The organism is Tropicimonas sediminicola (genome assembly GCF_900188335.1).
Lineage (GTDB): Bacteria > Pseudomonadota > Alphaproteobacteria > Rhodobacterales > Rhodobacteraceae > Tropicimonas > Tropicimonas sediminicola.
On the sequence record NZ_FZOY01000002.1, the window covers coordinates 771,440 to 797,831 of the forward strand.

Sequence of the window (26,392 nt, forward strand, 5' to 3'; positions counted from 1 at the left end):
CGGCCGGCGGGCCGGACAGGCCCGTTCCGTCAGCCCTCGATACGCGTCAGGTCGGCCGCCTGCAGGCAGATTTCCCGGATCCGGTGCAGCAGGTTCAGCCGGTTGCGACGCACGATCTGGTTGTCGGTATTGACCTGGACCGCCTCGAAGAATGCGTCGATCGGAGCGCGCAGGGAGGCCATGGCCCCCATGGCCGACGCGAAATCTTCGGCCTCGATGGCCGAAGAGATCGCCCCCTCCGCACGGTCCAGCGCGTCGAACAGCGCCCGCTCCTCGTCGCTCTCGGCAAACTTGCGGTCGGGGCCGAACTCGTAGGAGACCCCGTCGGCCTCCTCGGCCTGGGTCAGGATGTTGTTGGCCCGCTTGAAGCCCTGCAGCAGGTTCTCCCCGTCCTCGGTGCCAAGGAAATCCGACAGGGCCCGCGCCCGCTTCACCACCAGCGCAAGGTCGTCCCTGCTGGGCATGGACAGGCAGGCGTCGATCACGTCGTGTCGCAGCCCCTCGTCGCGCAGGTGCACCTTGAGACGGTCGTGGAAGAATCCGACGAGGTCGTCGCTGGTGTCGGGCGAATGCTCGGTGACCTTCTCGATCCATTCCGGGGCATCGCCCTCGATCTGGTCGATCATCGCCCGCACCGCGCCGCCAAAGACCCCGTGATGCGCGATCTCGCCGAGCAGCGCCTTGCAGAGCGCCTCTTCGCGGTCGCTGGCCGGCTCGATCTTGTGGCGCAGGATCTGCGCGTCGATCAGCCGGTCGAGGTTCAGCCGCAGGCCGTTGGTCAGCACGAGGCGGATCACGCCGAGCGCCGCGCGCCGGAGCGCGAACGGGTCCTTCGAGCCGGTGGGCTTCTCGTCGATCGCCCAGAAGCCGGTCAGCGTGTCGAGCTTGTCGGCCAGAGCCACGGCGACGGAGACCGGCGCGGTGGGCACGCTGTCCGAGGGGCCGAGCGGCGAGTAATGCTCTTCCGCGGCGGCGGCGACCTCCGGGGCCAGCCCCGCGGCCTCGGCGTAATAACGCCCCATCTTGCCCTGAAGCTCGGGGAATTCGTAGACCATCTCGGAGGAGAGGTCGGCCTTGGCCACTTGCGCGGCCTTTTCGGCAAGCGCCTGATCGGCCCCCACCATCGGCGCGATCTCGCGCGCGAGCGCGGCGATCCGGTCGATCCGGGTCTTCTGGGAGCCCAGCTTGTTGTGGAAGGTCACGTTGTCGAGCGCGTCGAGCCAGTCGCCCATCCCGGCCTTCGCCATGCGCAGGTCGTTCTCCCAGAAGAACTTCGCGTCCGACAGCCGGGCTGCGAGCACCTTCTGGTTGCCGGCGAGGATCGTCGCGCCGTTGTCCTCGGTCACCATGTTGGCGACGGTGACGAAGCATTCGATCCGGCCGCTCTTCGGGTTTCTCACCGAGAAGAACTTCTGATGCTCCTTCATCGAGGTCTTGAGCACTTCGGGCGGCAGGCCGAGGAAGTCGGCGCCGATCTCGCCCATCAGAACCACCGGCCATTCGACCAGCCCGGCCACCTCCGCCAGCAGCCCGCGATCCTCGACGACCTCGAGCCCGCGCGCGAACGCCATGTTGGTCGCGTCATGCCAGATCGCCTCGGCCCGCTCCTTCGGATCGAGGATCACATGCGCCCGCTTCAACGCGGCCGCGTAATCGTCGAAGCCCCGCACGGCGAAACGGCCCGGGGCCAGGAACCGGTGTCCCGCGGTGGTGTCTGCGGCCGCAATCCCGTCGACCTCGAGCGGCACGGTGCTGGTGCCGGCCTCGTCGGTCAGCGTGCAGAGGATCGAGTGCAGCGGCCGCACCCAGCGCAGGTTGCCCGCCCCCCAGCGCATGGACTTGGGCCAGGGGAAGTTGCGGATCGCGCTCTCCAGAACCTCGGCCACGATCTCGGCCGCCGGGCGGCCGGCCTTGGTGATGCTGGCAAACCAGACCTGCCCCTTGCCCGCGTCCCGCGCTTCGAGCTGGTCGCGGGTCAACCCGGTCGAACGCAGGAAGCCCTCCAGCGCCTTTTCCGGCGCATCGACCCGCGGCCCCTTGCGCTCCTCGGTCACGGTCGGGCTCTCCGCGCTCAGCCCCTCGACCGTCAGTGCCAGCCGGCGCGGCGTCGCGAAGGCCTCGGCAGAGGCATAGGTGAGCCCCGCCTCGACCAGACCGTCGGTCACCAGCTTCTTCAGATCGGCGCTGGCGCGCGCCTGCATCCGGGCTGGGATTTCTTCGGAAAGGAGTTCGATCAGAAGATCGGGCATGGTTGGTCCTCAGAGCGGCAGGAAGAACTGGATCGCGACACTGTTCACGATATCCACGAAGAAGGCCGAGACGAGCGGCAGGATGACGAAGGCCATCGGCGAGGGGCCGTAGCGCTTGGTCACGGCGGTCATGTTGGCGATGGCGGTGGGCGTGGCGCCGAGCGTGACGCCGCCGAAGCCGGAGGCGAGCACCGCCGCGCGATAGCCCCGCCCCATCGCGGGGAAAAGCACGAAGAGCGTGAAGACGACGGAGAGCAGCACCTGCGCCCCCATCACCACCAGCAGCACCAGCCCCATGCCCTGCAGGGTCCAGAGCTGGAGGCTCATCAGCGACATTGCAAGGAAGGTGCCCAGCGCGAAATCGGAGACCATGGCCAGCGTCGGCGTCCGGCGCACCTCGACCGCGCGCGGCAGCACCGCGGGGATCAGGTTGCCGAGCACGATGCCGGTCAGAAGGCAGGGCACGAAAGGCGGCAGTTCGACCCCGGCATAGCTCAGCGCCTCCCAGAGAGAGATCCCGATGGCGATGGTCACGTGCACCCAGAGCATCACGCGCATGAAGGACAGGTGGTCGATCGTCTCGACCTCCTCGTCCTCGAAGCCGACGCCGATGGTGTTCTCTTCCTCCGGGCGCTCGGGCGTCAGCCCGTGCCGGTTGATCAGGTATTTCGCGATCGGCCCGCCGATCAGCGCCGCGCAGACGAGGCCGATGGTGGCCACCGCGACCCCGAGCTCGCTCACCCCGGCCGCACCGCCGGTCAGTTCCTCGATCCGGGGTGTCCAGGCGATCACCGTGCCGTGTCCGCCGATCAGCGCCGCCGAGCTGAGCAGCACGCTGAATTCCGGCGGCAGTTCGAACAGTCGCGCGCCCGCGACGCCGACGAGGTTCTGCAGCACGACATAGACGATGGTCAGCACCAGCAGGATCGCCAGGGGCACCCCGCCGCGCGCCAGGTCCGAAAGCCGCGCATTCAGCCCGATGCCGGTGAAGAAGACCAGCAGGAAGTAGTCCCGCGCGGCCAGATCGAAGGCGATGGCCCGCCCGAGCAGGCCGTAGATCAGCATGGTGGCGAGCGCGACCAGCAACCCGCCGGACACCGGCTCGGGGATGTTGAAGTCACGCAGGAAGGCGACTTTCCGGGTCAGCTGTGCTCCGAGCAGGTACACGAGAAAGGCAAGCGTCACCGAGGCGAAGCCGTTGATCGTCACGGTCTCGATCATTTGGAGATCTCCTCGTTGACCTGGTGCCAGACATAGCCGCGCCCGTCCTCAAAAATCGCGACGACCCGGTCGACGCCATTCGCCACGTCCTTCTGCCCGAGAAAGGCCAGGGCTTCGCCGCGTTCCAGCGCCTCGCCCACTTCCTGCGCGTCGAAACACCCGAACCAGCGCGGCCCGACCAGCGGCACGGCCTCGGCATAGGGCTCGTAGGTCTCGGTCAGCATCGACAGCGACATCGGCGTGGTGAAGCAGGCGCGATAGCGGATCGGCGAGGACGTCGCGTCGATCGCCTCGATGTTCTCGGCAAGGATCGGCTCCGGAGCGCCGCCGATCAGGGTCAGCGAGATCTCCTCCGGGGAGGCCGCGACCTCCTCGTAGTAGTAGTATTCCTGCAGGTAGTAGACCAGCGCCCCGAAAATAAGCGCGATTGCCACGATTCCGCCCCCGATGATCTTGCCGCTCATGTTGCCCCCGTCCCGGCTGCCCCTGCGCGGTTCCCCGGGGCGATGCCCCGTGCTAGGCCGATCATGGCCGCGACATTGGGGAGCCCACATCCATGGAAGCCGGATTTGCCATCAAGTTCTTCGGAGCGCTCTTCGCCATCATGAACCCGGTCACCAACCTGCCGGTCTTCCTCAGCGTGACGGAGGGCGCCAGCCCGGCCGACCAGCGGAAGATCGCGCTCAAGGTCGCGACCTTCACCGCGGTCATGGGGGTCGCCGCAGCGCTTGCCGGCACCCAGATCCTCAAGCTCTTCGGCATCTCGATCGACGATCTGCGCGTCGCCGGCGGGCTGGTGGTGCTGATGTTCGGGTTCAACATGCTCTCGGGCGACGAGAGCAGTTCCCACCACGGGACCGACAGCGAAAAGTCCGGTTACCCGGATGCGGCGGCGGTCGCCTTCTACCCGTTGACCTTTCCGATCATGATGGGACCGGGCACGATCACCACGCTGATCCTCTTCTCCGGAGAGGCGGAGGGCGTGGCGGGCTGGGCGCTCTATTTCGGCGTCTTCGCCGTGGTTGTCGCCTCCGTCGCGCTGGTCTTCTCGCAGGCGGGCCGTCTCGGCCGGCACCTGTCGGGCACCGCGCGGGTGATCATGAGCCGGCTCATGGGCATGATCCTGGCCGCCATCGCGATCGACATGATCTTCAGCGGGGCCAAGGCCCTGCTGCCGGGGCTGGCGCAATAGCGCGGCCCGGTGGCTGATGGCGGCAGGCCGGGTCACGGCGCGACCCACCCCCCGGCTTCGGTCTGCACGAAGGCATCGGCGCAGCGCTTTGCCAGCGCCCGCACCCGCCCGATATAGGCCTGCCGCTCGGTGACCGAGATCACCCCGCGCGCGTCGAGCAGGTTGAACAGGTGGCTGGCCTTGATGCACTGGTCATAGGCCGGATGCGCCATGACGATGCGCTTGCCGGTCTTGGGATCGACCTCGCCGTGCGAGAGAATGTACTCGCAATGGGCCTCGGCCTCCTCGAACTGCTTGAGCAGCACGTCGGTGTCGGCCACGTCGAAGTTCCAGCGGCTGTATTCCGCCTCCGTTTGCCGGAACACGTCGCCATAGGTCAGCGGGATCGGCGCGTCGGGGCGGTTGAACGGCATGTCCATCACGTGATCGACGCCGAGCACGTACATGGCAAGGCGCTCCAGCCCGTAGGTCAGTTCGCCCGAGACCGGCTTGCAATCATGCCCGCCGACCTGCTGGAAATAGGTGAACTGGCTCACCTCCATCCCGTCGCACCAGACTTCCCAGCCGAGGCCCCAGGCGCCCAGCGTGGGGCTTTCCCAGTCATCCTCGACGAAGCGGATGTCATGCAGCGCCATGTCGATGCCGATCGCCTCCAGCGAGCCGAGGTAGAGCGCCTGCAGGTCCGGCGGGCTCGGCTTGATGAGCACCTGGTACTGGTAATAGTGCTGCAACCGGTTGGGGTTCTCGCCGTAGCGCCCGTCGGTGGGCCGGCGGGAGGGCTGCACGTAGGCGGCGGCCCAGGCATTGCTGCCGAGCGCCCTGAGCGTCGTCGCCGGGTGGAACGTGCCCGCCCCGACCTCCATGTCATACGGCTGGAGGATCGCGCATCCCTTCTCGGCCCAATAGGTTTGCAGCCGCAGAATCACCTCCTGGAAACAGGTCGGTCGGGTGGTGTCGGTCATGGCTCGGCCCTGCTCGGTTGTCGGTCGCACTTGGCGGTGTCGCGCCTCAATAGGCGGCAGGCGGGCAAGGGTCAATCGCACCCCGGGCCGCCGGCGATGCAGGACGGCCACGCTCCGCCCGCTCAGCCAGAATTGAGGTGCGCCCGCATGCGCCTCTGCTATTTTCCCGCGAAACGCCGCGTGGTCGGCAGAAACAGGCGAATTTCCGGGGAACCGAGCAGTGAAGCGCATTCTTTTGATTTTTTCGATCATGTCATTCTGGATCGTCGCGACGGGCGCGCGGGCGCAGCAGGACACGGCGTGGGTCCAGATCGAGGCCGTCCGCACCCTGGCGCTGGCGCAGGACAGGGCCCGCGCCTATGCCGGTGCGCTTCCCAATGTCGCCGGCTTCCGCACCGGGACGACCTGGTACGCAGTTGCGCTCGGCCCCTACACGGCGGCAACCGCCGAGGCCGAGCTGGCCGCGCTCAAGCGCGACGGGTTGATCCCCGCGGACAGCTACATCGTAACCTCCGACACCTATGTGCAGCAGTTCTGGCCGGTCGGCACCGACCTTCTCGGCGCGGCGCCCCGCCCCGGAACCACCGGCACGCTGCCGCTCGCACAGCCCGAAACGCCGCCTGCCCAGCCCGAGTCCGAGGCGGAGAGCCCCGAGGTGCTGGCCGTGATCCCCGACGAGACACCGCGCGAGGCGCTGGCCGGCGAACGCAGCCTGCTGCCGGCGGAGCGCCAGGAACTGCAGGAAGCCCTGCAATGGGAGGGCTTCTATGCCGGCGGGATCGACGGCGCCTTCGGCCCCGGAACCCGCAACGCCATGGCCGCCTGGCAATCCGCCAGGGGCCACGAGCCGTCTGGCGTGCTCACCACCCGCCAGCGCGGCGAACTGGTCGATGGCTACCGCAGCGTCTTTGCCGATCTCGCGCTCGCCTCCGTCCGCGACGACACCGCCGGGATCGAGATGATCCTGCCCACCGGCAAGATCGAGTACGGCGAGACCGAAGCGCCCTTTGTGCACTACGACAGCAGCGACGATGACGGCATCCGCGTCGTGCTGATCAGCCAGTCGGGCGACGAGGCGACGCTGTTCGGTCTCTACGACATCATGCAGACGCTCAACATCGTCCCGCCGAGCGGCTTTCGCGAGCGCCAGCAGAGGAGCTTCGTGCTGACGGGCCAGTCCGATACCCTGAGCTCCCACACCTATGCCCAGCTCTCCGACGGCGAGATCAAGGGGTTCACCGTCGCCTGGCCCCCGGCCCAGGACAAGCTCATGCAACGCGTCGTCCAGACCATGCGCGACAGCTTCACGCCGATCCAGGGCACCGTCCTGCCCGACACCGCCCTGAGCGGCGACGGCGCCGACCAGCGGATCGACCTGATGTCGGGCCTCGAGATCCGGCGGCCGGAACGCAGCCGCAGCGGCTTCTACATCGACGCGGCCGGGTCCGTGCTGACCACGACCGATGTGCTCGCCCAGTGCAGCCGCCTGACCCTTGGCGAGGAGGCCGAGGCCGAGATCACCGCCCGCGACGACCGCCTTGGCCTCGCCCTGCTCAAGCCGCGCGAGCCGCTCGCACCGATCGCCGTCGCCGAGTTCCGATCCGACGTCCCGCGCCTGAACTCCGAGGTTGCGCTCGCCGGGTTCTCCTTCGGGGACGTGCTCGACCTGCCGGTGATGACCTATGGCACGCTGGCCGATATCCGCGGCCTGCAGGGCGAGGACGATCTCGACCGCCTGTCGCTCGAATCCCGCCCCGGCGACGCGGGCGGGCCGGTTTTCGACGGCACCGGAGCGATTATCGGCATGCTGCGCGCCCGCTCCGACAGCGACGGACGGCAATTGCCCCCCGATGTGAACTTCGCTGTCGATGTGCCGGCGATTGCGGAGTTTCTGGACGGGGCCGGCGTCGCGCTGCGCGCCTCCGACCGCGACGCCGCCCTGCCGCCCGAAGACCTCACGACGCTGGCTGGCGACCTCACGGTCCGGGTCAGCTGCTGGAACTGAGCCTGTACCCCGCGGCTCCGGCCGCGGGCTTCACTTGCGCCAGAAGGTCACCGTGAAGAGCGCGTAGACCGCCAGCAATTCCAGCCGCCCGACCAGCATAGCCGCCGAGAGAATCCACTTCGCGGTGGCGTTCAGGCTGGAGAAGTTGCCCGAGGGGCCGATGATCTCGCCCAGCCCCGGGCCGATGTTGCCGAGCGTCGCCCCGGCGCCCGACACCGAGGTCGTGAAATCGAGCCCGGTCATCGCCAGCGCCACGGAAAAGCCGCCCAGCGACACCGTGAACAGCACGAAGAACGACATCACCGAACTCAGCGTGGAGACATCCACTTCCCGCCCGCCGTAGCGCAATGGAAAGATGCCGCGTGGCGAGTGCAGCAGGCGGATCTGCTGCACGATCGCTCCGAACAGGAGCTGGTAGCGGAAGATCTTGACCGAACAGGCGGTCGAGCCGGCGCAGCCGCCGACCAGCCCGAGAAAGAAGAAAACCGTAGCGGCGAAGGCGCCCCATTCCTGGTAGTCGACGCTCGCATAGCCGGTACCGGAGATGATCGAGGTCACGTTGAACAGCGCCTCGCGAATGCTCGGCTCCAGCCCGCGCCGGTCGTAAAACACCTGGAACAGCGCCAGCGTCACCGCGACGACGATGATCACCGCCAGGTAAGTGCGGATTTGTGTGTCGCGCAGAATTGGCCGCGCGGTGCCGGCAAGCAGCTGGATGTAACGGACGAAGGGAAGGCTCGCGAGGAGCATCAGCAGCGAGGCGAAGTATTCCGGCGCCCCCTGAAACGCCCCGAAGGAGGCATCGCGGGTGGAGAAGCCTCCGGTCGAAACCGAGGTCAGCGCATGGTTCGACGCATCGAAGAAGTTCATGCCGAGCGCGAGATAGCCCACGATCGCAAAGATCGTCAGGGCCACGTAGATCCAGGTGATCTGCGCGGCGATCTCGGCCGCCCGGGGAAGGATCTTGCCCAAGGTATCGAAGGCCTCGGAGCGGAATATCTGCATCCCGCCGACCCGGAGCTCGGGCAGGAAGACCATGGCCATCACGATCACCCCGATACCGCCCAGCCATTGCAGCAGCGACCGCCACAGCAAGAGCCCCTGCGGCAGGTGATCGAGACCGGAAAACACCGTGGCGCCGGTGGTCGTCAGCCCCGACATCGCCTCGAAATAGGCATCGGTGAAGGTCGCGTCGGTCGCGCCCAGCATGAAGGGCAGCGCACCGAAGAGCGGCGCGGCCGCCCAGACCCCCGTCGTCAGCAGGAAGGTCTGGCGCAAACTCAGCCCCTCCTGAACGGCGTTTCGGCAGGCCAGGGCCACGAGCCCGCCGGTCAGGATGGTCAGGATCGCGCTTTCGGCAAACGCCGGCCAATGCCCGTTGCCCGCCACGAGGTCGAGCCCCAGCGGCAACAGCATCGTCACCCCGAGCGTGGCCACCAGCAGGCCGATGACATATCCCACAGGGCGAATGTCCAACATGGCCGCAGCGTTGGCGCGTGGCATCGCGACTGTCAAGCGCCCCAAGCACCTTGCCGCTAGGTCCGATGCTGCACCCGCACCGATTGCTCCATTGTGAAGCAGCCCCGGGTGCAAGCCCGGTCAACCCTCGCACGCGAGGTACAAACCGCCCGCCTGCCGACGTTGGCGCCCCCTAGCGGGCGTGGATCATGCTGGTGAAGAGATGCGGCTCCAGCCCGACGCCGTCGAACGTCGGCCCCTCTGTCAGCACGCTGATCGCATCATGGCTGTGCAGGCTCTCCTGGTGGCTCGCCACCACCCGGAAATCGCCGATCCGTGCATCGGCCTGCAGCGCCTCGGCGAACAGCCGCGCCGCGTCCTCGACGAAGATCGGATTCGCCGCGTTCAGTTCGGCAAAGGCCTGTTCGTCCTCGCGCTTGACCATCACCTGCGTCTCGGTCGGCACCGCCCGGCGGCACATCTCGACGATGTCCTCGAACCACAGGCAGCCGGCTTCCGGGTCCACCACCATCGAGATCCTCGCCACGGAGCGCTGCGAATGCGGCGTCGCAAGTTGCCCGCGGGTCCGGCGGGCGTGTTCCGACAGTTCCAGGGAACAGGGGCAGGTCGAAGAGTAAACGTAGTCGAGATGCAGGATCTTGGTGCGCACGCCGTCGCGGTCCACCACCTCGAGCGCCATGTCGTAGTATTGGTAGCCTTCGAGGCCGGAGCGCAGCGACTGCACCTTCATCGGGAAGGCGAAGCGCATGATGATCCGAGCGTCAAAGCTCTCGAGGTCGCTCTTGTAGGCTTCCAGCGTCTCCTCGATCACCTCGAAGCTGAACGTGCGCTCGGCGGAACGGTAGAAGCTCCGCATGATGCGCGACATGTTGATGCCCTTCTTGTCGGCATCGAGGCTGACCGAACCGGTCACCGACGTATCAAGCGCGACGTCGGCCCCTTCGCGGCTGTGGAACCGGATCGGCAGGCGGAAGTTCGAGATCCCCACGTGTTGGATCTGCCGGCGGGCGCCGCGGATCAGGCTCTCGGGACCGTTCTGAAGGTCGGGCATGCCTGCCTTGTAGGCCGCGTCCGCTTCGAAATCGGCCGGGTAGCTGCGGCTGAGGTCCGGATAGGCGTCCACCGCGCCGCCCGCTTTCAGCCGGACAACGGCAGGATCGAGATCGGAGATCTCGACATCGGAGGCCGCGTCCGCCCATTGGCGCAGGATTTCCAGCGCCCGGCGCGCGTCCTCGCGTGTCGGATCCCTGTCGAAATCGGCGGTAATATAGTTCATCTCGGCCCCCCGCGGGTTTGTCCGGCGCTCACCCAAGGTCGGTATCAGCGGCCGGTTTGTCCAGTGCAGATCACGGAATAATACGCACGCGGTCGCGATGCGGATCACTTCGGGATGCCGAGATCACCGATACCGGTCCACGAAATTGCGCAGGATGATCGGCGCGAGATCCACGTCGCTGGCAAGGACGCGGTCCTTGAGCGCCTGTGCCTCCTGCGGCGGAAAATACCCCCGCTCCTTGTAGATCTCGATCCGCAGAGCAAATACGGCGCCATCGGCCTCGGGGTGAAACTGCGTGGCATAGACGTTCCGGCCATGCCGGATCATCTGGAACGGGCACGGGTCCGACCTCAGCAGGTGGACACAGCCCGGCGGCAGGGCCTGAACCGCCTCCTTGTGGCCGACCAGCGCGTTGAACCGTTCCGGCAGACCGGCAAGCACCGGATCGCCCTGCCCCTCCGGCATGACCTCGCAGGCCACCGCCCCCACGTCCTCGCCATAGCGCTCCTTGGAGACCTTGCCGCCAAGATGATGCGCGAGGATGCCGATGCCGTAACAGCAGCCCATGAACGGGATGTCCTGCGCCGTGATCTGCGGCATGAGCCCGAGGATCTCGGCCTCGATATGCCGCTCGATCACCGGCTTGGTCTCGTCCGGGTCGGAAACGCAGCCCGGCCCGCCGCCGACGATCACCCCGGCATACGCCGTGAGGTCCAGATCCTCCGGCACCTCTTCCCGCTCCAGGCGAATGCGGTGCGTTTCGGCCACCGAAAGACCGCCCTTCTCCAGAAAGGCCTGGTACTCGTTGTCCGACGCCTCAGGTTCGGGGCGCAATTGCAGGATCAGGAAGGGTTTCATCGGCTCGGGTCCTCGTTCGCCCCCGCATCTGCCGCACCAGCGGCCGCGAGGTCAAGCCGCGCGGATGCCCGAGGCCAGCGCCTCAAGCCATTCCGGCACGTCGCGCGCGTCCACCTCGGCCTCGCGGACCAGCCAGTCGAAATGCTCCGCCAGCGACCGCACCCGCTCCCGCGAGCGGAAGGCGAGGTAGAATCGGCCGACATAGATCACCCCGAGGAAGCTGCCGAAAACCGTCACCGGAGCGCTGAACACCCTACGGGCGTCGTAGAGAAACAGCCGGAGGCCCGGATAGAGATCTCGCGTCGCCCGGATCATGGCCTCGATCTGCTCCCGCCGAATCTCGACGTCGAGCCCGCTGTAATAGCCCTCGCCCGCGGCAAAGGCACGGAGTTCCCCCATAGACAGCGCGATCTCGTAGTCGGTCAGGTGATCGTCCAGCAGGCCGAGACGGTCCTGCGAGGCCCCGATCGCCTGTTCGGCGGTGCGGCTGAGGGCGTGGCTGTATTCCCAGGTCAGCATGGCCTCGGTCTTGAGCACATCGGGCAGCGTCGCCGGGACATGGCGGATCTTTGCGCCGGCCGCTTCCCGGTGCCAGTCGTGCAGCTGCGCGTCAGCGGTGCTGCGCGCCGCCTCGGTCACCGTCATCGCCGAGGCCAGCAGATCGCCGGACCGCTCCGGCCGGTCGGCCAGCCCGAGGAGCCAATCGGACGAGACACCGAGCGCCCGGGCGCATTCCGCCGCGAGGTGCGCATTTGGCAGCCGCGCGGTTCCGTCGGCCAGCAGTTGCGCCACGGTGGACCGGTCCACCCCGGCCGACCGCGCCAGCTCGCTGCGGTTTATACCCGCCGCGATCATCTGCCCGGTCAGCCGTTGCCGAAACAGCTCGGCCCGTTCGCGCTTGTCCATTCTTGTCATTGAAGGTGATATTTATCACCAATGCAGGCAAAAGAAAGAGAATTCCCGAAATTCCCCTCCCCGTCCCAGGGCGCGATAAGTGCCGAAACAGAAACGGTTTTGGAGAGAGGCATGGGAGAGACAGCACTGCGCAGCATCGTCAAGGCAACCACCTGGCAGATCCTCGGGCTCGTCGTGATGACCCTGATCACCTGGGCCATCACCGGATCGGTTGCCACCGGCGGCGCCATCGCGCTGGCGGGCGCGGCCTGCGGGATGCTGACCTATGTGCTGCACGAACGTGTATGGGCCCGCATCCGCTGGGGCCGCCGTCCGCTCTGACGCCGGCCCGTGAGGTCAGGCGCTCAGACCGCGTCCAGCGCCTGTTTCACATCCGCGATCAGATCCTCGGTGTCCTCGATGCCGAGGCTGATCCGCACCAGGCCCGGCGAAATCCCGAGCGCCGCCTTCTGATCGTCGGGCAGTCGCTGGTGGGTCGTCGTTGCCGGATGGGTGACAATCGACTTGGCATCGCCAAGATTGTTCGAGATCACCATGATTTTCAGCGCATTCAGGAAGCGGAACGCTGCCTCCTGCCCGCCCTTGATGTCGATCGACAGGACCGTGCCCGGCTTTTCCATCATCTCGGTGGCAAGCACATGCTGCGGATGCTGCTCGAGACCCGGGTAGATCACCCGCTCCAGCCGCGCGTCCCATTGCAGCGCCTCGGCCATCGCCTGCGCCGACGCCGCCTGCGCCCGGACCCGCAGGTCCAGCGTCTCAAGCCCCTTGAGCATGACCCAGGCGGTGAACGGGCTCATCGAGCCACCGGTATGCTTCATGTAGGGCTCGACCGTCTTGCGGATGAACTCCTTCGTGCCGAGGATCACCCCGCCAAGCGCCCGTCCCTGCCCGTCGATATGCTTGGTCGCCGAATAGACCACCACGTCGGCCCCCAGTTCCAGGGCGCGCGAGAACACGGGCGTCGCAAACACGTTGTCGACGATCACCTTCGCGCCGACGCGATGCGCCAGCTTGGCCACTGCCGGCAGGTCCACAACTTCCAGCGTCGGGTTCGACATGGTCTCGAAGAACACCGCCTTGGTGTTCTTGTTGATCGCCTTCTTCCACTGGTCGAGATCGGTGCCGTCGACGAAAGTGACCTCCACGCCGTAGCGGGCAAGCACCTCCTCGAGGATGTAGAGGCAGGAGCCGAAGAGCGCGCGGGCCGAGACCACGTGGTCGCCGGCCTTCAACATCGAGGTCAGCGCGCCGTTGACCGCCGCCATGCCCGAGGCCGCGGCAAAGGCATCCTCCGCCCCTTCCAGGGCCGCGATCCGGTCCTCGAACATCCGGACGGTCGGGTTGCCGTAGCGGGCATAGATGAACTCGTCCGGCCCGGCCTCGAGGAACCGTGCCTCCGCCTGCTCGGCACTGTCATAGACGAAGCCCTGGGTGAGAAAGATGGCCTCGGCCACTTCCCCGTACTGGCTGCGTCGGATGCCCGAGTGAATGAGTTTGGTGCGTGTCTTCCAGTCGTCCATTCCGAGGACCTCCAAGCAAAAGCCCCACCGCGAGCCAGCGGCGGGGCGTCCCGCTCCTGACCTCTTTAGCGGCATGTTTATCGTGGCCCGCAATCCGGTGAACAAATCGCCACGCGCCCCACGTATCGGTTTCGCGGCGGTTTCGTCAAGCAACCTGCCGGGTTTTACCTGCACGTTACGTACGCGTCACCCCGACGTAACCTGACCGTCACCCCGATGAAGCAGAGTCGCGCTACCCCCTCCACTAGATCTTGTGGACCGATGCGATGCCCCTGTGCCGGATCAACGTTGCTGGAGCCGACCTCGCCGCCCCCGGGCAGGCAAGGGCCCGGCTGCGCGCGGCGCTGGAGCGGACCGCGCCGGGCGCCCCGGTGGTGGTTCTGGTGCACGGCTACAAGTTCTCCCCCTCCAACGATCGCACCAGCCCGCACACCCATATCCTGTCTCTCGCCCCCGCAAGGGCCTGCCGAAAGGCGCTGTCCTGGCCGCGCGAACTCGGTCTCGGGACGGGCGAAACCGCCGAACCGCTCTGCATCGCGCTTGGCTGGGAGGCGCGCGGCTCGCTCTGGAAGGCCTACGGGCGCGCGCCGCACACCGGGCTCGCCCTGGCCCGCCTAATCGCCCTGATCCGCGACCTGCGCCCGAGACAGCGCGTCGACGTGCTGGCGCATTCGCTGGGCTGCCGCGTCGCGCTTTCCGCCCTGCCCCACCTGCCGGCCGGCGCGATGGGCCGCGCGGTCCTGATGGCTCCGGCCGAGATGCGCTCGGTCGCCCGCGCCCGGCTGGACTGCCCGGCCGGGCGGGCGGTGGAGGTGATCAACGTCACCAGCCGCGAGAACGGGCTCTACGACCGCGCGCTGGAATGGCTGGTCGCGCCCCACCGCTTCGGCGACCGCGCCCTCGGCGCCGGGCTGAGCCGGCTCGCCGGCAACTGGACCGATATCAACATCGACGACCGCGCGACCCGCGACCTGCTGGCCGCCCAAGGCTACCCGGTCGCGGCCTCGGACCGGCGCGTCTGCCATTGGTCGGTCTACCTGCGGCCGGGGCTGTTCCCGTTCTACCGGGCGGTACTCGACCGCAAGATCCCGCTCGCCGCGTTGCGCATTCCGGATGCCTCCCCCGCTCCGTCGCCGTTCTGGTCACGGCTGGCACAACTCGCCGGACGCCCGCTGGAGATCGGCGACCGACAGCCCTCCTGATTTACGCGGGCGCGACCGGCTTCTTCTGTCCGGAAATATCCCCGCCGGAGACAGCGCCGCCCCGGCGGCGCTTCAGCAAAGGACCAAGGGCTACTCGCCCGGCTTCTCGCCCTCGGGCTCCATGTATTTCTGCAGCGTCATGATCTGCGCCCAGAGATAGATCATCAGCGCGATCGGGAAGGCGAAGGTCTCGATCTTCACCCAGGCGTCGGTCGACATCGTCCGCCAGACGATCTCGTTGGCGACGGCCAGTGCGGCGAAACCCGCCGCCAGGCGCGACGTGAGCTTCATCCAGCCCTCCTCCGCCATCGGCATCAGGTCGCCCAGAACCCAGGACAGGTAGCTCCGCCCCTGCAGCAGGCCGATCCCGAGAATCGTCGCAAAGAGCCCGTAGACGATGGTCGTCTTCATCTTGAAGAAGGTCTCGTCGTTGAACCAGACGGTGAGGCCGCCGAAGAAGACCACCATGAAAGCGGTGACGACCTGCAGGCGCGATATCTGCCCGGTCAGCTTCCAGAGGGCCGCGATAGAGGCTAGCAGCACCGGCACGAAGAGGCCGGCGGCGACGATGAAACCGCCGTATTCCGTCCCGCCGATCGTGTAGGTCTGATCGCGCATGTAGATGTAGGCCACGAAGAACAGCAGCGGGGGGCCCAGCTCCAGCACCTGTTTCAGGATCGGGTTGACCGTCTTTTCTTCCATGCTGTCCTGCAAGCCTCCATCGGGTTCGATGCCCGATGGCACACCGCGTTTCGGCGCGGGAGTCAACCGCCAAGCTCGACAACGACGGCCCCGGCCGCGATCGTCGCCATCAGCAGCATCCGCCGCGGACCCACCGGTTCGCGCAGGATCAGCCACCCGATCAGGGCGGCGAAGACCGTCGAGGTCTCGCGCAGCACCGCCGCCTCGCCCACCTTGTCCAGCCGGGTCGCGAGCATCACCGAGCCGAAGCTGCCCCAGGCCACCAGCGCCCCCACGAAACCGCGCCACAGCAGCGGACCGGCCGCGGGGCGGTAGCGCATGTTCTTCCAGCGCAGCGCCGCGATCACCGGCATGTCGAAGGCGGTGACAAAGAAGAACCAGGCGAGGAAGGTGAATGGATCGGGCGTGGCGCGGATGCCGTAGGCGTCATAGGTGGTGTAGAGCGCGACCATCGCCCCGGTGAAGAGCGCCAGCCAGAGCGCGGGGACCAGCGTCTCGCGGGCGACCTCGACATGGATCAGGTTGTAGACGGCCAGCCCGAAGATCCCGGTCAGCAGCAATGCCATGCCGAGCCACTGGGTGGGTGTGAAGGTCTCGCCGAAGATCAGCCAGGCGCCGATCACCGCGAAGAGAGGCCCCGAGCCGCGCACCACGGGATAGACCACGGTGAAGGCGCCGCGGGAAAAGGCCAGCGCCATGCCGATCTTGTAGATGAAATGGATCACCATCGCGCCGAGCAGGAGCAGCCAGACATGGCCCTCGGGCCAGGGCACGACGAAAAGCGCGATCGGTGCCGACAGCAGCGCCAGCCAGCCGTCGATTGCCCCGCGGCTCAGCCAGGGATCGTGCCGCCCCTTCTGAAGCGCCCCGAAGACGGCGTGCAGGAAGGCCGCCGCGAGCGCGAGCAAGGTTGCGAGGTCGTGGCCGGCGGCGGTTCCTTCGAGCGACTGGATCCACTGGGACATGGCGGTGCCTCGGTGCAAGCGGCCCGCGCATGGCGCCCGGCCGGGGGTTTTCCACCCCCGGACCCCCGGAGGATATCTTGAGACAGGAGCTCGGGTGCCTGCGTCAGGCGCGTTTTCGGAGTTTCCAGACCTGTTCGCAAGGGTATAGCTTCGCCCAGTCCGCAGGAACGCTGAACCTTGTGCCCTCGGCCGTGTCGGGCGCGTAGAGTTCGAGATATCCCTCGATGTCGAAGCCGATCTCTGAAAAGACCGCGATCCAGCCCGCCGTGGTGCGGGTGAATTCCACGCCTCCAGGGTCGATTTCCACGCCGGTCCAGTCCAGCCGCCCGAGGCCGCGGTAGGGCCGGTGCAGAATGGCCTCGCTAGGGGCGCCGCTGTCGGGCGCGGTCACCAACGCCAGCGGGTGATTTCCGAGGAAAACCAGCGCTCCCCCCGGGCGGAGCAGCCGCCAGGCCTCGCGCAGCCAGAGATCTGGGTCGCACCAGATCGCCGCGCCGTACTCGGAGATGGCGAAATCGTAACTGCCCGCAGGCAGGCCGGTCGCCTCGGCATTGGCTTCGAGAAAGGCGATGTCCGCGCCGTGGTCCCGGGCCAGCCTGCGCGCGGTGGCGAGCTGTTCCGACGAGACGTCCACGCCCGTTACGCGGGCGCCGCGCCGCGTCATCCAGCCCGAGACATACCCGGTGCCGCAGCCCAGCTCGATCGCCGCCTTGCCGTCGAGATCCTCCGCCAGCAGACCCAGCTCGGCCTCGGGCAGGCCCCAGATCCCCCAGACAGGCGCCTCGCGGCGCCAGTTCCTCTCGCCCGCAGCGACCCAATCGGCGGCCATGCCGTTCCAGTAGTCGCGGTTGATCGCCACGTGGGAACCGGTCATGCGGGCCTCCTGAAACGGATCAGGCCGCCGCGCCGGTCAGCGCCTGGGCGAATTCCTCGGGGTCGAAAGCCTGCAGGTCGTCGATCTGTTCGCCCACGCCGATGGCATGGATCGGCAGCCCGAAGCGGTCTGCCAAGGCCACCAGCACGCCCCCCTTGGCGGTGCCGTCGAGCTTGGTCATCACGAGGCCGGAGACGTCGGCAAGCTTCTGGAAGGTCTCGACCTGGGAGAGCGCGTTCTGGCCCGTCGTCGCGTCGAGCACCAGCAGCGTGTTGTGCGGCGCGTCGGGGTCCTTCTTGCGGATCACGCGGACGATCTTGGCCAGCTCCTCCATCAGGTCGGCGCGGTTCTGCAGGCGGCCCGCGGTGTCGATCATCAGCAGGTCGGCGCCGTCGCGCTGCGCCTGCTCCATCGCGTCCCAGGCGAGACTGGCGGGATCGGAGCCCTGCGCGGCCGTCAGCACGGGCACACCGGCACGCTCTCCCCAGACCTGAAGCTGCTCCACCGCGGCAGCGCGGAAGGTATCGCCTGCCGCGATCACCACCTTCTTGCCGGCGGCGCGGAACTGGCTGGCGAGCTTGCCGATGGTGGTCGTCTTGCCCGATCCGTTGACACCGACCACCAGCACCACCTGAGGCTTCTTCGGATAGAGCGGCAGCGGGCGGGCCACCGGCTCCATGATCCGCGCAACCTCCTGGGCCAGCAGACTCTTGATCTCCTCGGTGGAGAGCTTCTTGCCGAACCGGCCCTCGGCCATGTTGGCGGTGACGCGAAGCGCCGTGTCGACCCCCATGTCGGAGGCGATCAGCAGCTCCTCGAGCTGCTCCAGCATATCGTCGTCGAGGGTCCGGCGGACCACCGTCTTCGGCTCGCCGCGTCCGAGCAGCCGGCCGAGGATGCCGGGCCGCGCCGTCTGGCCCATGGGATCGCCGGCGGGGATTTCCGGGAACGGGTCCATCGGCATCGGATCGGCCGGTTGCGGCGCCTCGGCGGGCGGTGTCACCGGCTCCGGCTCCGGCGCCTCGGGCACTTCCTCGGGGTAGTCCGGCGATCCGGGGACAGGCTCGGCAGGCTCCGGGATCGGATCCGCCGGCACCGGCTGCGGGGTTTCCGGGCGGTCCGGCACACCGGGGGGCGCCGGGGCGGGTTCGGGCTCTTCGGCGGGAGGGACGGGCTGCGGTTCGGGTTCCGGCTGCGGATCGGGCTCATCGGGCGCTGCCGCCTCGACGAGTTCCTCCTCGCCGCCCTCCTGCACGATCGCCTCCAGCCCCTCCTCGAGCTTGGAGGACGACTTGAAGAGCCGGTCCTTCAGTTTCTTGAAAAATGCCATGGCAGGGCCTTTCGCTTTGCCGCAGGTATCACCTAATCCCATGGCCACGGGTTTGGAAGCCTGCGCGCTCAGGTTAACCCCGCGAAGGCGCCGAGGAAAAGCGCCTGTGCGAGCCAGTAGGACGTCCAGACCGCGTAGGGCGAGATGCGGCGCAGCCGGTGCGTGGCAGGCAGCAGGAAGAGTTCGAAGGCGAGAATGGCGTCCGACAGGATGAACAGGGCGGCGGCGGCGATCGCGACGAGCGGATCGTAGGGCCCTGTGGGCGGGATCGGCAGGCTCAATGCGGCCATTCCCATCACGACGATGATCCCGACATAAACGAGCACCGGCCAGCGCAACGCCCCGGTGACCGGCCAGAGACGCCAGCCCATGGCGATCCCGAGCGCCAGCAGGGCAAGGGCGGCGGGGTTGCGCTCCGGCGCCATGAGACGCGCAGGGGCGGCTCCGATGGTCAGGAACAGGGCGGTGTAGGCCAAATGGGCGATGGCGAAGGCGGCAAGCCCGGCCAGGAAGGCGCGCGCGCCGGAACGCGACAGCATCAGGTCTCCGACGGCCCCGAGCGCAAGGCCGGCCACCAGCAAGCTCGGCGCGCCCGCGACAAGCGCGGAGGCGGCGAGCAATCCGGTCGCGAGGGTCTTGGTCGCGCTGCGGGCGCGGCTCTCCGCCTCCCCGCAATGGCGCAGGAGGTAGACGACGGCGAAACCGGCAGCCAAGACGGCAAGGGCGAAGGCGATCGAGGACATTCCCCCGCGATAGCCGCGACGGGCAGGCCTGTCACCCACCGATGCAGCGACGCCCTGACGGGATGGTGACTGGCCGCGATCCTGACGATCTGCCATTCTGATCCGGGCTCCGAATGGCGCCCGCTCGGCGATCGCAAGGAGTGACCATGCCGCTGCGCCCCCTACTGACCTGCCTGCTCCTGCTGCTTCCGGCCCTTGCCGCCGCCGAAACGCCGCTCACCGCGGAGGAATTCGACGCACGCACGCAGGGACGCACGCTGTTCTTCTATTCCGAGGGGCGGGCCTATGGTGCCGAGCGGTATCGCGAGAACGGGCGGGTCACCTGGACCTTCCTCGATGGCCAATGCAAGGAAGGGCGCTGGTATCCGGAGGGGCGTTTCATCTGCTTCGTCTACGACGACACGCCGGATCCGCAATGCTGGACCTTCTTCGATTCCGGCAACGGGCTGCGGGCGCTCTTCGAGGACCGGGAAGGCGCGACCGAACTCTACGAGGCCGGCGAGGCGGAGGAGCCGCTGTTCTGCCTCGGCCCGGAGGTCGGGGCCTGACGCCCGGCAAGGGCATGTCCGAATGGGCGATGGGGCTCAGAAAAGGCTGCCCTGGTCCGGCTTGGTGTCGCGGGCCGCGGATTTGCGCGGCGCGCCGCCCAGCTTCACCCTTCCGTCATGGAATTGCAGTTCGAGCGCCTGCGCCTGTTCGGCAGCCGCACGTGTGGTGACGATGTGCCCGTCACCGCGCACCACGGCGAAACCGCGCTTCAGCGTTTCCTCGTAGTTGAGGGACTGCAACATCCGGTCGATCGCGCTGAGCTTGGTCCGACGGCGGGCTTCCTGCGCGGCTGCGGCATTGCCGAAGCGGCGAACCAGACCGCCGAGCCGGTCTTTCTGGCGTGCGATCTCGCGCTGGACCGGGGCCGGCTTCACCATGCTGGCCGAGCGGTCGAACCGGGCGCGGGCGCGCTCGGTGGTTCGGGTGAGCGCCGGATCGAGCCGCGCGGCTCGGGCATCAAGCCGCTCCCGCGCACGGTCTGCCCGGTCCGTCAGCAAAGCGGGGCGCAGGAGCGCCGCGAAGCGCACGAGCCGCGGCCTGCGGGCCTGCACCCCGGAGCGGAGCGCCGCCGGCAGGCGATGGGACGTGTGGTCGAGCCGCTGGCGGGCGGTGGCGAGCAAGGCCTCGGCGCGGGGCAGCGCCCGCCCCAGATCGCGCAGCCGCTCACCGCGCCGGGACATGCCGCGCGCCAGCGCTGCGGAGGCGCGCGCGCCCTGCCCTTCCACGTGAGCCAGCAGGTCGAGCCGCACGGGCACCGCGATCTCCGCCGCGGCGGTCGGGGTCGGCGCGCGGCGGTCGGAGACATAGTCGATCAGCGTCGTGTCCGTCTCGTGCCCCACCGCGGAGATGAGCGGGATCTGCGAGGCCGCCGCAGCGCGGGCAACGATTTCCTCGTTGAAGCCCCAGAGATCCTCGATGGAGCCCCCGCCCCGCGCGACGATCAGAACGTCGGGCCGCGGCAGTGCGCCCCCGGGCGAGAGCCGGTTGAACCCCTCGATGGCGGCCGCCACCTGCGGCGCGCAGTCCCGGCCCTGCACGGCCACCGGCCAGACCAGCACCTTGCGCGGGAAGCGGTCGCGCAGGCGGTGCAGGATGTCGCGGATCACCGCGCCCGAGGGCGATGTCACCACGCCGATCACCTCTGGCAGGAACGGCAGCGGACGCTTGCGTTCGGCCGCGAACAGCCCCTCGGCCTCGAGTTGCTTCTTGCGCTTCTCCAGCATCGCCATCAGCGCCCCGGCGCCGGCGGGCTCCACCTGATCGACGTTGAGCTGGTACTTGGACTGGCTGCCGAAGGTCGTGAGCCGCCCCGAGGCCACCACCTCCATCCCCTCTTCCGGAATCACCGCCAGCGCCTCGAGCTGGCCCTTCCAGCTCACCGAGGCGAGCACGGACCGGTCATCCTTGATGTCGAAGTAGAGATGCCCGGAGCGGGCCTTGAACACCCGTCCCACCTCGCCGCGCACGCGAATCCGCCCGAAAGCGCCCTCCAGCGTCTTCTTCACGGCGCCGGAAATCTCCGAAACCGTGTATTCGGGGGCATTGCTGCCCGGGCCGGGCGCGTCGAATTCGTCGTCGATCAGGTCGGACATCGGGGCTCGCTTGTGTCGGATCGGCGCCGACCTTAGAACGCGGGACGACGAAGGCCAAGCGGAGGCGATCAAGGCGATGAACATTCTGGTGCTGGGCGGCGGCGGCCGCGAACATGCCCTGGCCTGGGCGATCCTGCAGAACCCGAAATGCGACCGGCTGATCGTCGCACCGGGCAATGCCGGGATCGAGCAGATCGCCGAATGCGCGAGTTTCGACATCTGCGACGGCGGGGCGGTGGTGGAATTCGCCGAGGCCGAAGCGATCGACTTCGTGGTGATCGGGCCGGAGGCGCCGCTGGCCGCGGGCGTGGCGGACCGGCTGGCGGAGGCGGGCATTCCGGCCTTCGGCCCGTCTGCGGCGGCCGCACGGCTCGAGGCCTCCAAGCGCTTCACCAAGGAGATCTGCGACGCCGCCGGCGCTCCCACGGCCGCCTGGGCCCGCTTCGACGACGCCGAACCGGCCCGCGCCTACATCCGCCAGCAGGGCGCGCCGATCGTGGTGAAGGCTGACGGACTGGCCGCCGGCAAGGGCGTTATCGTGGCGATGACCGAGGACGAAGCCCTCGCCGCGATCGACGAGATGTTCTCCGGCACCTTCGGCGCGGCCGGCGCCGAGGTGGTGATCGAGGAATTCATGGAGGGCGAGGAAGCGAGCTTCTTCGTGCTCTGCGACGGCGAGACAGTGCTGCCGGTCGGCACGGCGCAGGACCACAAGCGCGTGGGCGAAGGCGACACCGGCCCCAACACCGGCGGCATGGGCGCCTATTCGCCCGCGCCGGTGATGACGCCGGAGGTGACCGAGGCGGCGCTGGAGCGCATCGTGAAGCCCACGATGGCAGAGATGGCACGGCGCGGCACGCCCTATCGCGGGGTGCTTTATGTCGGCCTGATGATCAAGGACGGCGCGCCCCGACTGGTCGAATACAACGTCCGCTTCGGCGATCCGGAGTGCCAGGCCCTGATGATGCGGCTCGGCGCCCAGGCGCTGGACCTGATGCTCGCGGCCGCCGAGGGGCGCCTGGCGGAGCGCAAGGTCAACTGGGCCGAAGATTTCGCGATGACGGTGGTCCTGGCGAGCCGCGGCTATCCCGGCGGCTACACCAGGGGCAGCGTGATCGGCGGGCTGGAGGACCTCCCCGAAACCAGCTGGGAGATGATGTTCCACGCCGGCACGACCGAGGTCGACGGCAAGATCACCGCGACCGGCGGGCGGGTGCTGAACGCCACCGCTCGCGGCCGGACCCTGCAGGAAGCCCGCGACCGCGCCTATGCGATGGCCGAGGCGGTGGACTGGCCCGAAGGGTTCTATCGCAGCGACATCGGCTGGCGGGCGCTCTGAAACCGGAGCGGAGTGCTCCCGCCCGTCTTCGTGGCCTTGCGGCCCCTCATCCCGTTGGGCCGGGCGCGTGCTTGCGCACGCGGGGCCGATTGGCAGAGCTTGGATATCAGCCCAAAGGGCTTGCGCCTTGCCAGCCTCATTTGCCCGCGGGATGGATCGAAGCCCCCAGGCTCGGTCAACGACGATCAGCCCCGCCCGTCCACGCCGCCGAAGGCGGCGCCCGGCCCAACGGGAAGGGTCGCATCTTCGATGCGGCTCTGACGGGCGGGAGCGCTCCGCCGCGATACGATCAGGCCCGGCTTTTCTGACGCTCCGGTGGAACGTTCTGGGGGCTGTTTGCGTCGCGCAGCAGCCGTCCGTGCTTGCGCACCGCGGTGATGACCTCGCCGAACGTGCGATAGCCCTGCCCCTCCAGCATCGGGATCATCATCTCGAGCGCCGCCGCGGTGGCGATGGTGTCGCCCATGGCGGTGTGGCGGGCCTCCGGTGGGATGACGATGCCGAGGCGCTCCGTGAGGGCGTCGAGCGTGTGTGTCTCGGATTGCCCGAAGACCACCGCCGAGAGCAGCACCGTGTCGAGCACAGGATGGTCGAAGCGCGCCCCGATCTCCGCCTCGTTGAGCCGCAGGAATTCCAGATCGAAGGGCGCGTTATGCGCGACCAGCACGGCATCCTGCGCGAAGGCATGAAACCGGCGGCCGACCGTCGCGATCGTGGGCGCATCGGCGACCATCTCGTTGGTCACGTGATGCACCTCGATCGCGGAGGCCGGGATCGGGCGTTCGGGGTTCACCAGGCTCTCGAACTCCTCGCCCGGGATCCGCTTGCCGCCAAGCAGGCGCAGCGCGGCAATCTGCACGATCTTGTCGCCGGAAGACGGCAGCAGCCCTGTCGTCTCGGTGTCGAACACCACGCAGGTCAGCTCCCGCAGGGGCGTCTGGGCCAGCTCCCCGCTGGGCTCGCGGTCCATCAGGTCGAAATCGTAGACCGCCGAGCGCCGCACCGTCGCCGGCTGCGCCGAGACCGGCCAGGCTTCGGGCAGCGGCAGGCGGATCAGGTTGCGCCCGACCGCACCGGCCTCGGGCCAGGCCTCGGTGGCATGGGCGGAGAGCACCGTGCGGCCGGTGACGTTCGCAAGCCCCACCTCGAGCGCCACGTCGAGCCAGCCGTCGAGCAACCCGACCTGCAGCAGACTGCCTTTCCAGCCAAGTGTGATCAGGGCGCCGCCGTTGCTGTCCTCCGAAATGCGGAGCGACAGGGCCGAGGCGCGGATCACCGAAACCAGCCGCTCGCAGAGATGCCCGAGCAGGGCGACAAGCTGGAAGGCGTCGCAGCGCAGGATCAGCCGCTCCGCCTCGCCGGTCAGCCGGATGCCGTCCAGCGCCGCCCGGGCGACGACGCTGTCGACGAGTTCGCTGGCGCGGATCTCGTCCATCGGCCACCAGCCGCCACGTGCGCGGTCGTAGCGCGTGCCGAGATCGGTGATCGCATGGGTCAGCGCCGACACTTCGGACAGAAGCGCCGCGCGCCCGCCTTCGGCCGCCTCGGCCTCGCCCGCATCCAGAACAGTCTGCAGGTTGGCGGCCGGGCGGCGCACCTTGTCGAACACGTCTTCCAGGAGCGCCTCGCGCTCGGCATGGAGCGCCAGGTCGGCGGTGACATCGCGCAGCGTCAGCACGTAGCCCGGCGCTTCCGCCCCGCGCTGCGGCAGTTTCACCAGGCGCATCCGGCCGGCCATCACCTCGCCGGACTGGCTGGAGGCGCAGAGCACGTTGCAGGCGGCATCTGCGTCCTCGCTCTGCATCAGCCGGGCAAAGGCGTTGCGCAGCGGCGCGGGGCGCAGGTAGTCGAGGATCGACCGGTCGAGCCCGGCCGAGACCTCGCCAGACAGGAGCTCCTGCGCATGGGCGTTGTAGAACACGATCTGGTGGTCGGAGGAGCAAAGCACCACGCCCGCGGGCACGTCGGCCAGCAGCGCCTGCAGACGCGCGTTCTCCACCGCGAGCCGCGTCGTCTCGCGCTCGACCGCCTCGGCCAGCGCGTTCTTGGTCTCGGTCAGCGTGCCGGTGATCGCCTTGGCTGCGGGGGCGAGGTCCCCCAGATAACGCGCCGGTTCCTCGTCCAGTTCCTCCGCGATCTCTGCATGGGCGCGGGCCCGCATGCCGCCGGCGAGTTTCTGGATCGCCTTGGCGACGTGTTCGTCGAAGAGGATCCAGATCCAGGCCACCAGCCCGAGAATGCCGAAGCCGGCCACAAGACCGGCAAAGATGAACCCCGCCTTGATGCCGCTCTCCTCCACCCGGCGATAGCCGAGGATCTCGCCGAGGATCACCGCTCCGATGCCTCCAACCGCGAGCAGGGCGAAGAACAGGAAGACGCGCAGGCGCAGGCTGAGCCGTGTTGCCAGCCAGTCATGCATTGCTCGACTCCGCCTCGCCGGCCAGCAAGGCGCGGGTCCGTTCCAGCAGCTTCGAGAGATCGAAGGGCTTGGCGATGAACCCATCGGCGCCGAGCGCGAGCCCCTTGCGCTGCTCCATGGCGTTGCCTCGCGCGGTCATGATCAGGATCTTGATCCCGGCGAGTTCGCGGTCGGCGCGCACCGCCTGGCAGACCTCGTAACCCGACATGGTCGGCAGCATGACGTCGAGCAGCACCAGGTCGGGGCGCGTGTCGCGGATCGCCTTCAGGCCGGCCTCGCCATCGGTGGCGCGGCTCACCTCCATCCCCTCTCGCTTCAGTACATGGCTCAGCGCAAGCGCGATGTTGTCCTCGTCCTCGACGATCAGGATGCGGTCGGGTGCGTCGCTGGACATGGTGGTCAAGCCTCCTTGCAAACGATGGAGAAGGTAGGGTCGTCGTCGGGCACCGGCCCCCAGTCCGCCTCGGCGACTGCGCCACTTTCGTCGTAGTCGACGGTGTCGAGCAGGGGGGCCATGCGCCGCTCGGCGCAATCGTAGATCACCGGCACCACCTTCGGCCCCGACCAGCGTGCGAACAGCAGAAGGTTGACCATGCGTTGTTCCGGCACGGCGTCGTTGGTCCGGATCGAGGCGAGGTCGACGGCGGAGAACCTGTCGACCAGCGGCCAGAGATAGGTCCAGGGCCGCCAGGGCGCGCGGGCCTCATGGGTGAAGGTCACCTCCACGCCTTCCGGGAAGTCCGAGGTCGTACGGTCGAACCAGTTGTATTCCATGAAGATCGTGAAGCCGATGATCGCGGCGCCCGCCGCCGCCGGCATCGACCAGCGCGGCAGGCGCCCGCCGCTGATCCGGTTGAGCAGGAGCACCCCGCCCGCGGCGGCCAGGCCGGCAACGATGGCAGCGATCAATTCAAAGAACATGGCCTCTCCCTGGCTCACCCGGAACTTGACGCTCTGCCGACGCATTGGGTCGTCGGCCACTCTGCGGCCACGCCTC

The 26,392-nt window shown here is 68.2% G+C and carries 24 protein-coding genes and 1 riboswitch; of the genes, 6 read left to right on the forward strand and 18 right to left on the reverse strand.

Annotation, left to right across the window (positions count from 1 at the left end; genetic code table 11):
* Positions 1-29: 29 nt before the first annotated feature.
* From glyS to CHB86_RS07915, 3 genes are read right to left on the reverse strand one after another with little or no spacing between them, the layout of a single operon-like run.
* Positions 30-2,249 carry a glycine--tRNA ligase subunit beta gene (glyS, locus tag CHB86_RS07905; protein ID WP_089232448.1) on the reverse strand — a complete coding sequence of 740 codons (2,220 nt, stop codon included), beginning with the start codon at positions 2,247-2,249 and terminating at the stop codon, positions 30-32.
* Between the two features lie 9 nt (positions 2,250-2,258).
* Positions 2,259-3,470: a sodium/glutamate symporter gene (gene gltS / locus CHB86_RS07910; RefSeq protein ID WP_089232449.1), complete on the reverse strand. Its 1,212-nt coding sequence runs from the start codon at positions 3,468-3,470 to the stop codon at positions 2,259-2,261.
* Positions 3,467-3,934 carry a DUF6446 family protein gene (locus tag CHB86_RS07915; RefSeq protein WP_089232450.1) on the reverse strand — a complete coding sequence of 156 codons (468 nt, stop codon included), beginning with the start codon at positions 3,932-3,934 and terminating at the stop codon, positions 3,467-3,469. Before CHB86_RS07915 ends, gltS begins: the two co-directional genes overlap by 4 nt.
* 92 nt (positions 3,935-4,026) lie before the next feature.
* Here CHB86_RS07915 and CHB86_RS07920 point away from each other — a divergent pair, with 92 nt between their 5' ends.
* Positions 4,027-4,662 (forward strand): MarC family protein, encoded by a 636-nt coding sequence (locus tag CHB86_RS07920; RefSeq protein ID WP_089232451.1) that lies wholly within the window; start codon positions 4,027-4,029, stop codon positions 4,660-4,662.
* Between the two features lie 32 nt (positions 4,663-4,694).
* Here the strand turns inward: CHB86_RS07920 and CHB86_RS07925 are convergent, their stop codons facing one another.
* The gene (locus CHB86_RS07925) at positions 4,695-5,624 is read right to left on the reverse strand and encodes a glycine--tRNA ligase subunit alpha (protein WP_089232452.1); all 930 of its coding nucleotides are present in this window, start codon (positions 5,622-5,624) and stop codon (positions 4,695-4,697) included.
* Between the two features lie 250 nt (positions 5,625-5,874).
* Here CHB86_RS07925 and CHB86_RS07930 point away from each other — a divergent pair, with 250 nt between their 5' ends.
* Positions 5,875-7,629, forward strand: a complete 1,755-nt coding sequence (locus tag CHB86_RS07930; protein WP_089232612.1) for a serine protease — start codon at positions 5,875-5,877, stop codon at positions 7,627-7,629.
* 30 nt (positions 7,630-7,659) lie between these two features.
* On the opposite strand, the gene CHB86_RS07935 is transcribed toward CHB86_RS07930, so the two are convergent.
* From CHB86_RS07935 to CHB86_RS07950, 4 genes are all read right to left on the reverse strand, one after another.
* Positions 7,660-9,108 carry a TrkH family potassium uptake protein gene (locus CHB86_RS07935; RefSeq protein ID WP_089232613.1) on the reverse strand — a complete coding sequence of 483 codons (1,449 nt, stop codon included), beginning with the start codon at positions 9,106-9,108 and terminating at the stop codon, positions 7,660-7,662.
* A 172-nt stretch (positions 9,109-9,280) separates the two neighbouring features.
* Positions 9,281-10,384, reverse strand: a complete 1,104-nt coding sequence (gene folE2, locus CHB86_RS07940) for a GTP cyclohydrolase FolE2 (RefSeq protein ID WP_089232453.1) — start codon at positions 10,382-10,384, stop codon at positions 9,281-9,283.
* A gap of 123 nt (positions 10,385-10,507) precedes the next feature.
* Positions 10,508-11,242, reverse strand: coding sequence for a glutamine amidotransferase (locus CHB86_RS07945; RefSeq protein ID WP_089232454.1), 735 nt, complete (start codon positions 11,240-11,242; stop codon positions 10,508-10,510).
* Between the two features lie 51 nt (positions 11,243-11,293).
* Positions 11,294-12,148 (reverse strand): helix-turn-helix domain-containing protein, encoded by an 855-nt coding sequence (locus CHB86_RS07950; protein WP_089232455.1) that lies wholly within the window; start codon positions 12,146-12,148, stop codon positions 11,294-11,296.
* 120 nt (positions 12,149-12,268) lie between these two features.
* Here CHB86_RS07950 and CHB86_RS07955 point away from each other — a divergent pair, with 120 nt between their 5' ends.
* On the forward strand, positions 12,269-12,478 hold the full coding sequence (locus tag CHB86_RS07955; protein WP_089232456.1) for a DUF2061 domain-containing protein: 210 nt from the start codon (positions 12,269-12,271) through the stop codon (positions 12,476-12,478).
* Between the two features lie 23 nt (positions 12,479-12,501).
* On the opposite strand, the gene metZ is transcribed toward CHB86_RS07955, so the two are convergent.
* The gene (gene metZ / locus CHB86_RS07960; RefSeq protein ID WP_089232457.1) at positions 12,502-13,680 is read right to left on the reverse strand and encodes an O-succinylhomoserine sulfhydrylase; all 1,179 of its coding nucleotides are present in this window, start codon (positions 13,678-13,680) and stop codon (positions 12,502-12,504) included.
* A 44-nt stretch (positions 13,681-13,724) separates the two neighbouring features.
* A riboswitch (SAM riboswitch) is annotated at positions 13,725-13,803 on the reverse strand.
* Positions 13,804-13,946: 143 nt separating this feature from the next.
* Between metZ and CHB86_RS07965 the strand changes: the two genes are divergently transcribed.
* Complete coding sequence (locus CHB86_RS07965) at positions 13,947-14,882, forward strand: alpha/beta hydrolase (protein WP_141134843.1); 936 nt, start codon at positions 13,947-13,949, stop codon at positions 14,880-14,882.
* Positions 14,883-14,972: 90 nt separating this feature from the next.
* On the opposite strand, the gene CHB86_RS07970 is transcribed toward CHB86_RS07965, so the two are convergent.
* From CHB86_RS07970 to CHB86_RS07990, 5 genes are all read right to left on the reverse strand, one after another.
* A complete protein-coding gene (locus tag CHB86_RS07970; protein ID WP_089232459.1) occupies positions 14,973-15,584 on the reverse strand; it encodes an inner membrane-spanning protein YciB in 612 nt (203 codons plus the stop codon).
* Positions 15,585-15,646: 62 nt separating this feature from the next.
* Entirely contained in the window at positions 15,647-16,549 is a 903-nt protein-coding gene (locus tag CHB86_RS07975) for a DMT family transporter (RefSeq protein ID WP_089232460.1), read from the reverse strand.
* A gap of 103 nt (positions 16,550-16,652) precedes the next feature.
* Complete coding sequence (locus CHB86_RS07980) at positions 16,653-17,423, reverse strand: class I SAM-dependent methyltransferase (protein WP_089232461.1); 771 nt, start codon at positions 17,421-17,423, stop codon at positions 16,653-16,655.
* A gap of 19 nt (positions 17,424-17,442) precedes the next feature.
* Positions 17,443-18,753, reverse strand: a complete 1,311-nt coding sequence (gene ftsY / locus CHB86_RS07985) for a signal recognition particle-docking protein FtsY (RefSeq protein WP_089232462.1) — start codon at positions 18,751-18,753, stop codon at positions 17,443-17,445.
* A 68-nt stretch (positions 18,754-18,821) separates the two neighbouring features.
* Positions 18,822-19,592 carry a lysoplasmalogenase family protein gene (locus CHB86_RS07990; RefSeq protein WP_245837815.1) on the reverse strand — a complete coding sequence of 257 codons (771 nt, stop codon included), beginning with the start codon at positions 19,590-19,592 and terminating at the stop codon, positions 18,822-18,824.
* Between the two features lie 50 nt (positions 19,593-19,642).
* Between CHB86_RS07990 and CHB86_RS07995 the strand changes: the two genes are divergently transcribed.
* Positions 19,643-20,044 (forward strand): hypothetical protein, encoded by a 402-nt coding sequence (locus CHB86_RS07995; protein WP_089232464.1) that lies wholly within the window; start codon positions 19,643-19,645, stop codon positions 20,042-20,044.
* Between the two features lie 36 nt (positions 20,045-20,080).
* On the opposite strand, the gene xseA is transcribed toward CHB86_RS07995, so the two are convergent.
* Positions 20,081-21,637: an exodeoxyribonuclease VII large subunit gene (xseA, locus tag CHB86_RS08000; protein WP_089232465.1), complete on the reverse strand. Its 1,557-nt coding sequence runs from the start codon at positions 21,635-21,637 to the stop codon at positions 20,081-20,083.
* 76 nt (positions 21,638-21,713) lie between these two features.
* On the opposite strand from xseA, the gene purD reads away from it, so the two are divergent.
* Complete coding sequence (gene purD, locus CHB86_RS08005) at positions 21,714-22,976, forward strand: phosphoribosylamine--glycine ligase (RefSeq protein WP_089232614.1); 1,263 nt, start codon at positions 21,714-21,716, stop codon at positions 22,974-22,976.
* A 289-nt stretch (positions 22,977-23,265) separates the two neighbouring features.
* Here the strand turns inward: purD and CHB86_RS08010 are convergent, their stop codons facing one another.
* From CHB86_RS08010 to CHB86_RS08020, 3 genes are read right to left on the reverse strand one after another with little or no spacing between them, the layout of a single operon-like run.
* Positions 23,266-25,395 carry a 3'-5' exonuclease gene (locus CHB86_RS08010; RefSeq protein WP_245837817.1) on the reverse strand — a complete coding sequence of 710 codons (2,130 nt, stop codon included), beginning with the start codon at positions 25,393-25,395 and terminating at the stop codon, positions 23,266-23,268.
* A complete protein-coding gene (locus CHB86_RS08015) occupies positions 25,388-25,789 on the reverse strand; it encodes a response regulator transcription factor (RefSeq protein WP_089232466.1) in 402 nt (133 codons plus the stop codon). Before CHB86_RS08015 ends, CHB86_RS08010 begins: the two co-directional genes overlap by 8 nt.
* 5 nt (positions 25,790-25,794) lie before the next feature.
* Complete coding sequence (locus CHB86_RS08020) at positions 25,795-26,316, reverse strand: hypothetical protein (protein ID WP_089232467.1); 522 nt, start codon at positions 26,314-26,316, stop codon at positions 25,795-25,797.
* Positions 26,317-26,392 lie beyond the last annotated feature (76 nt).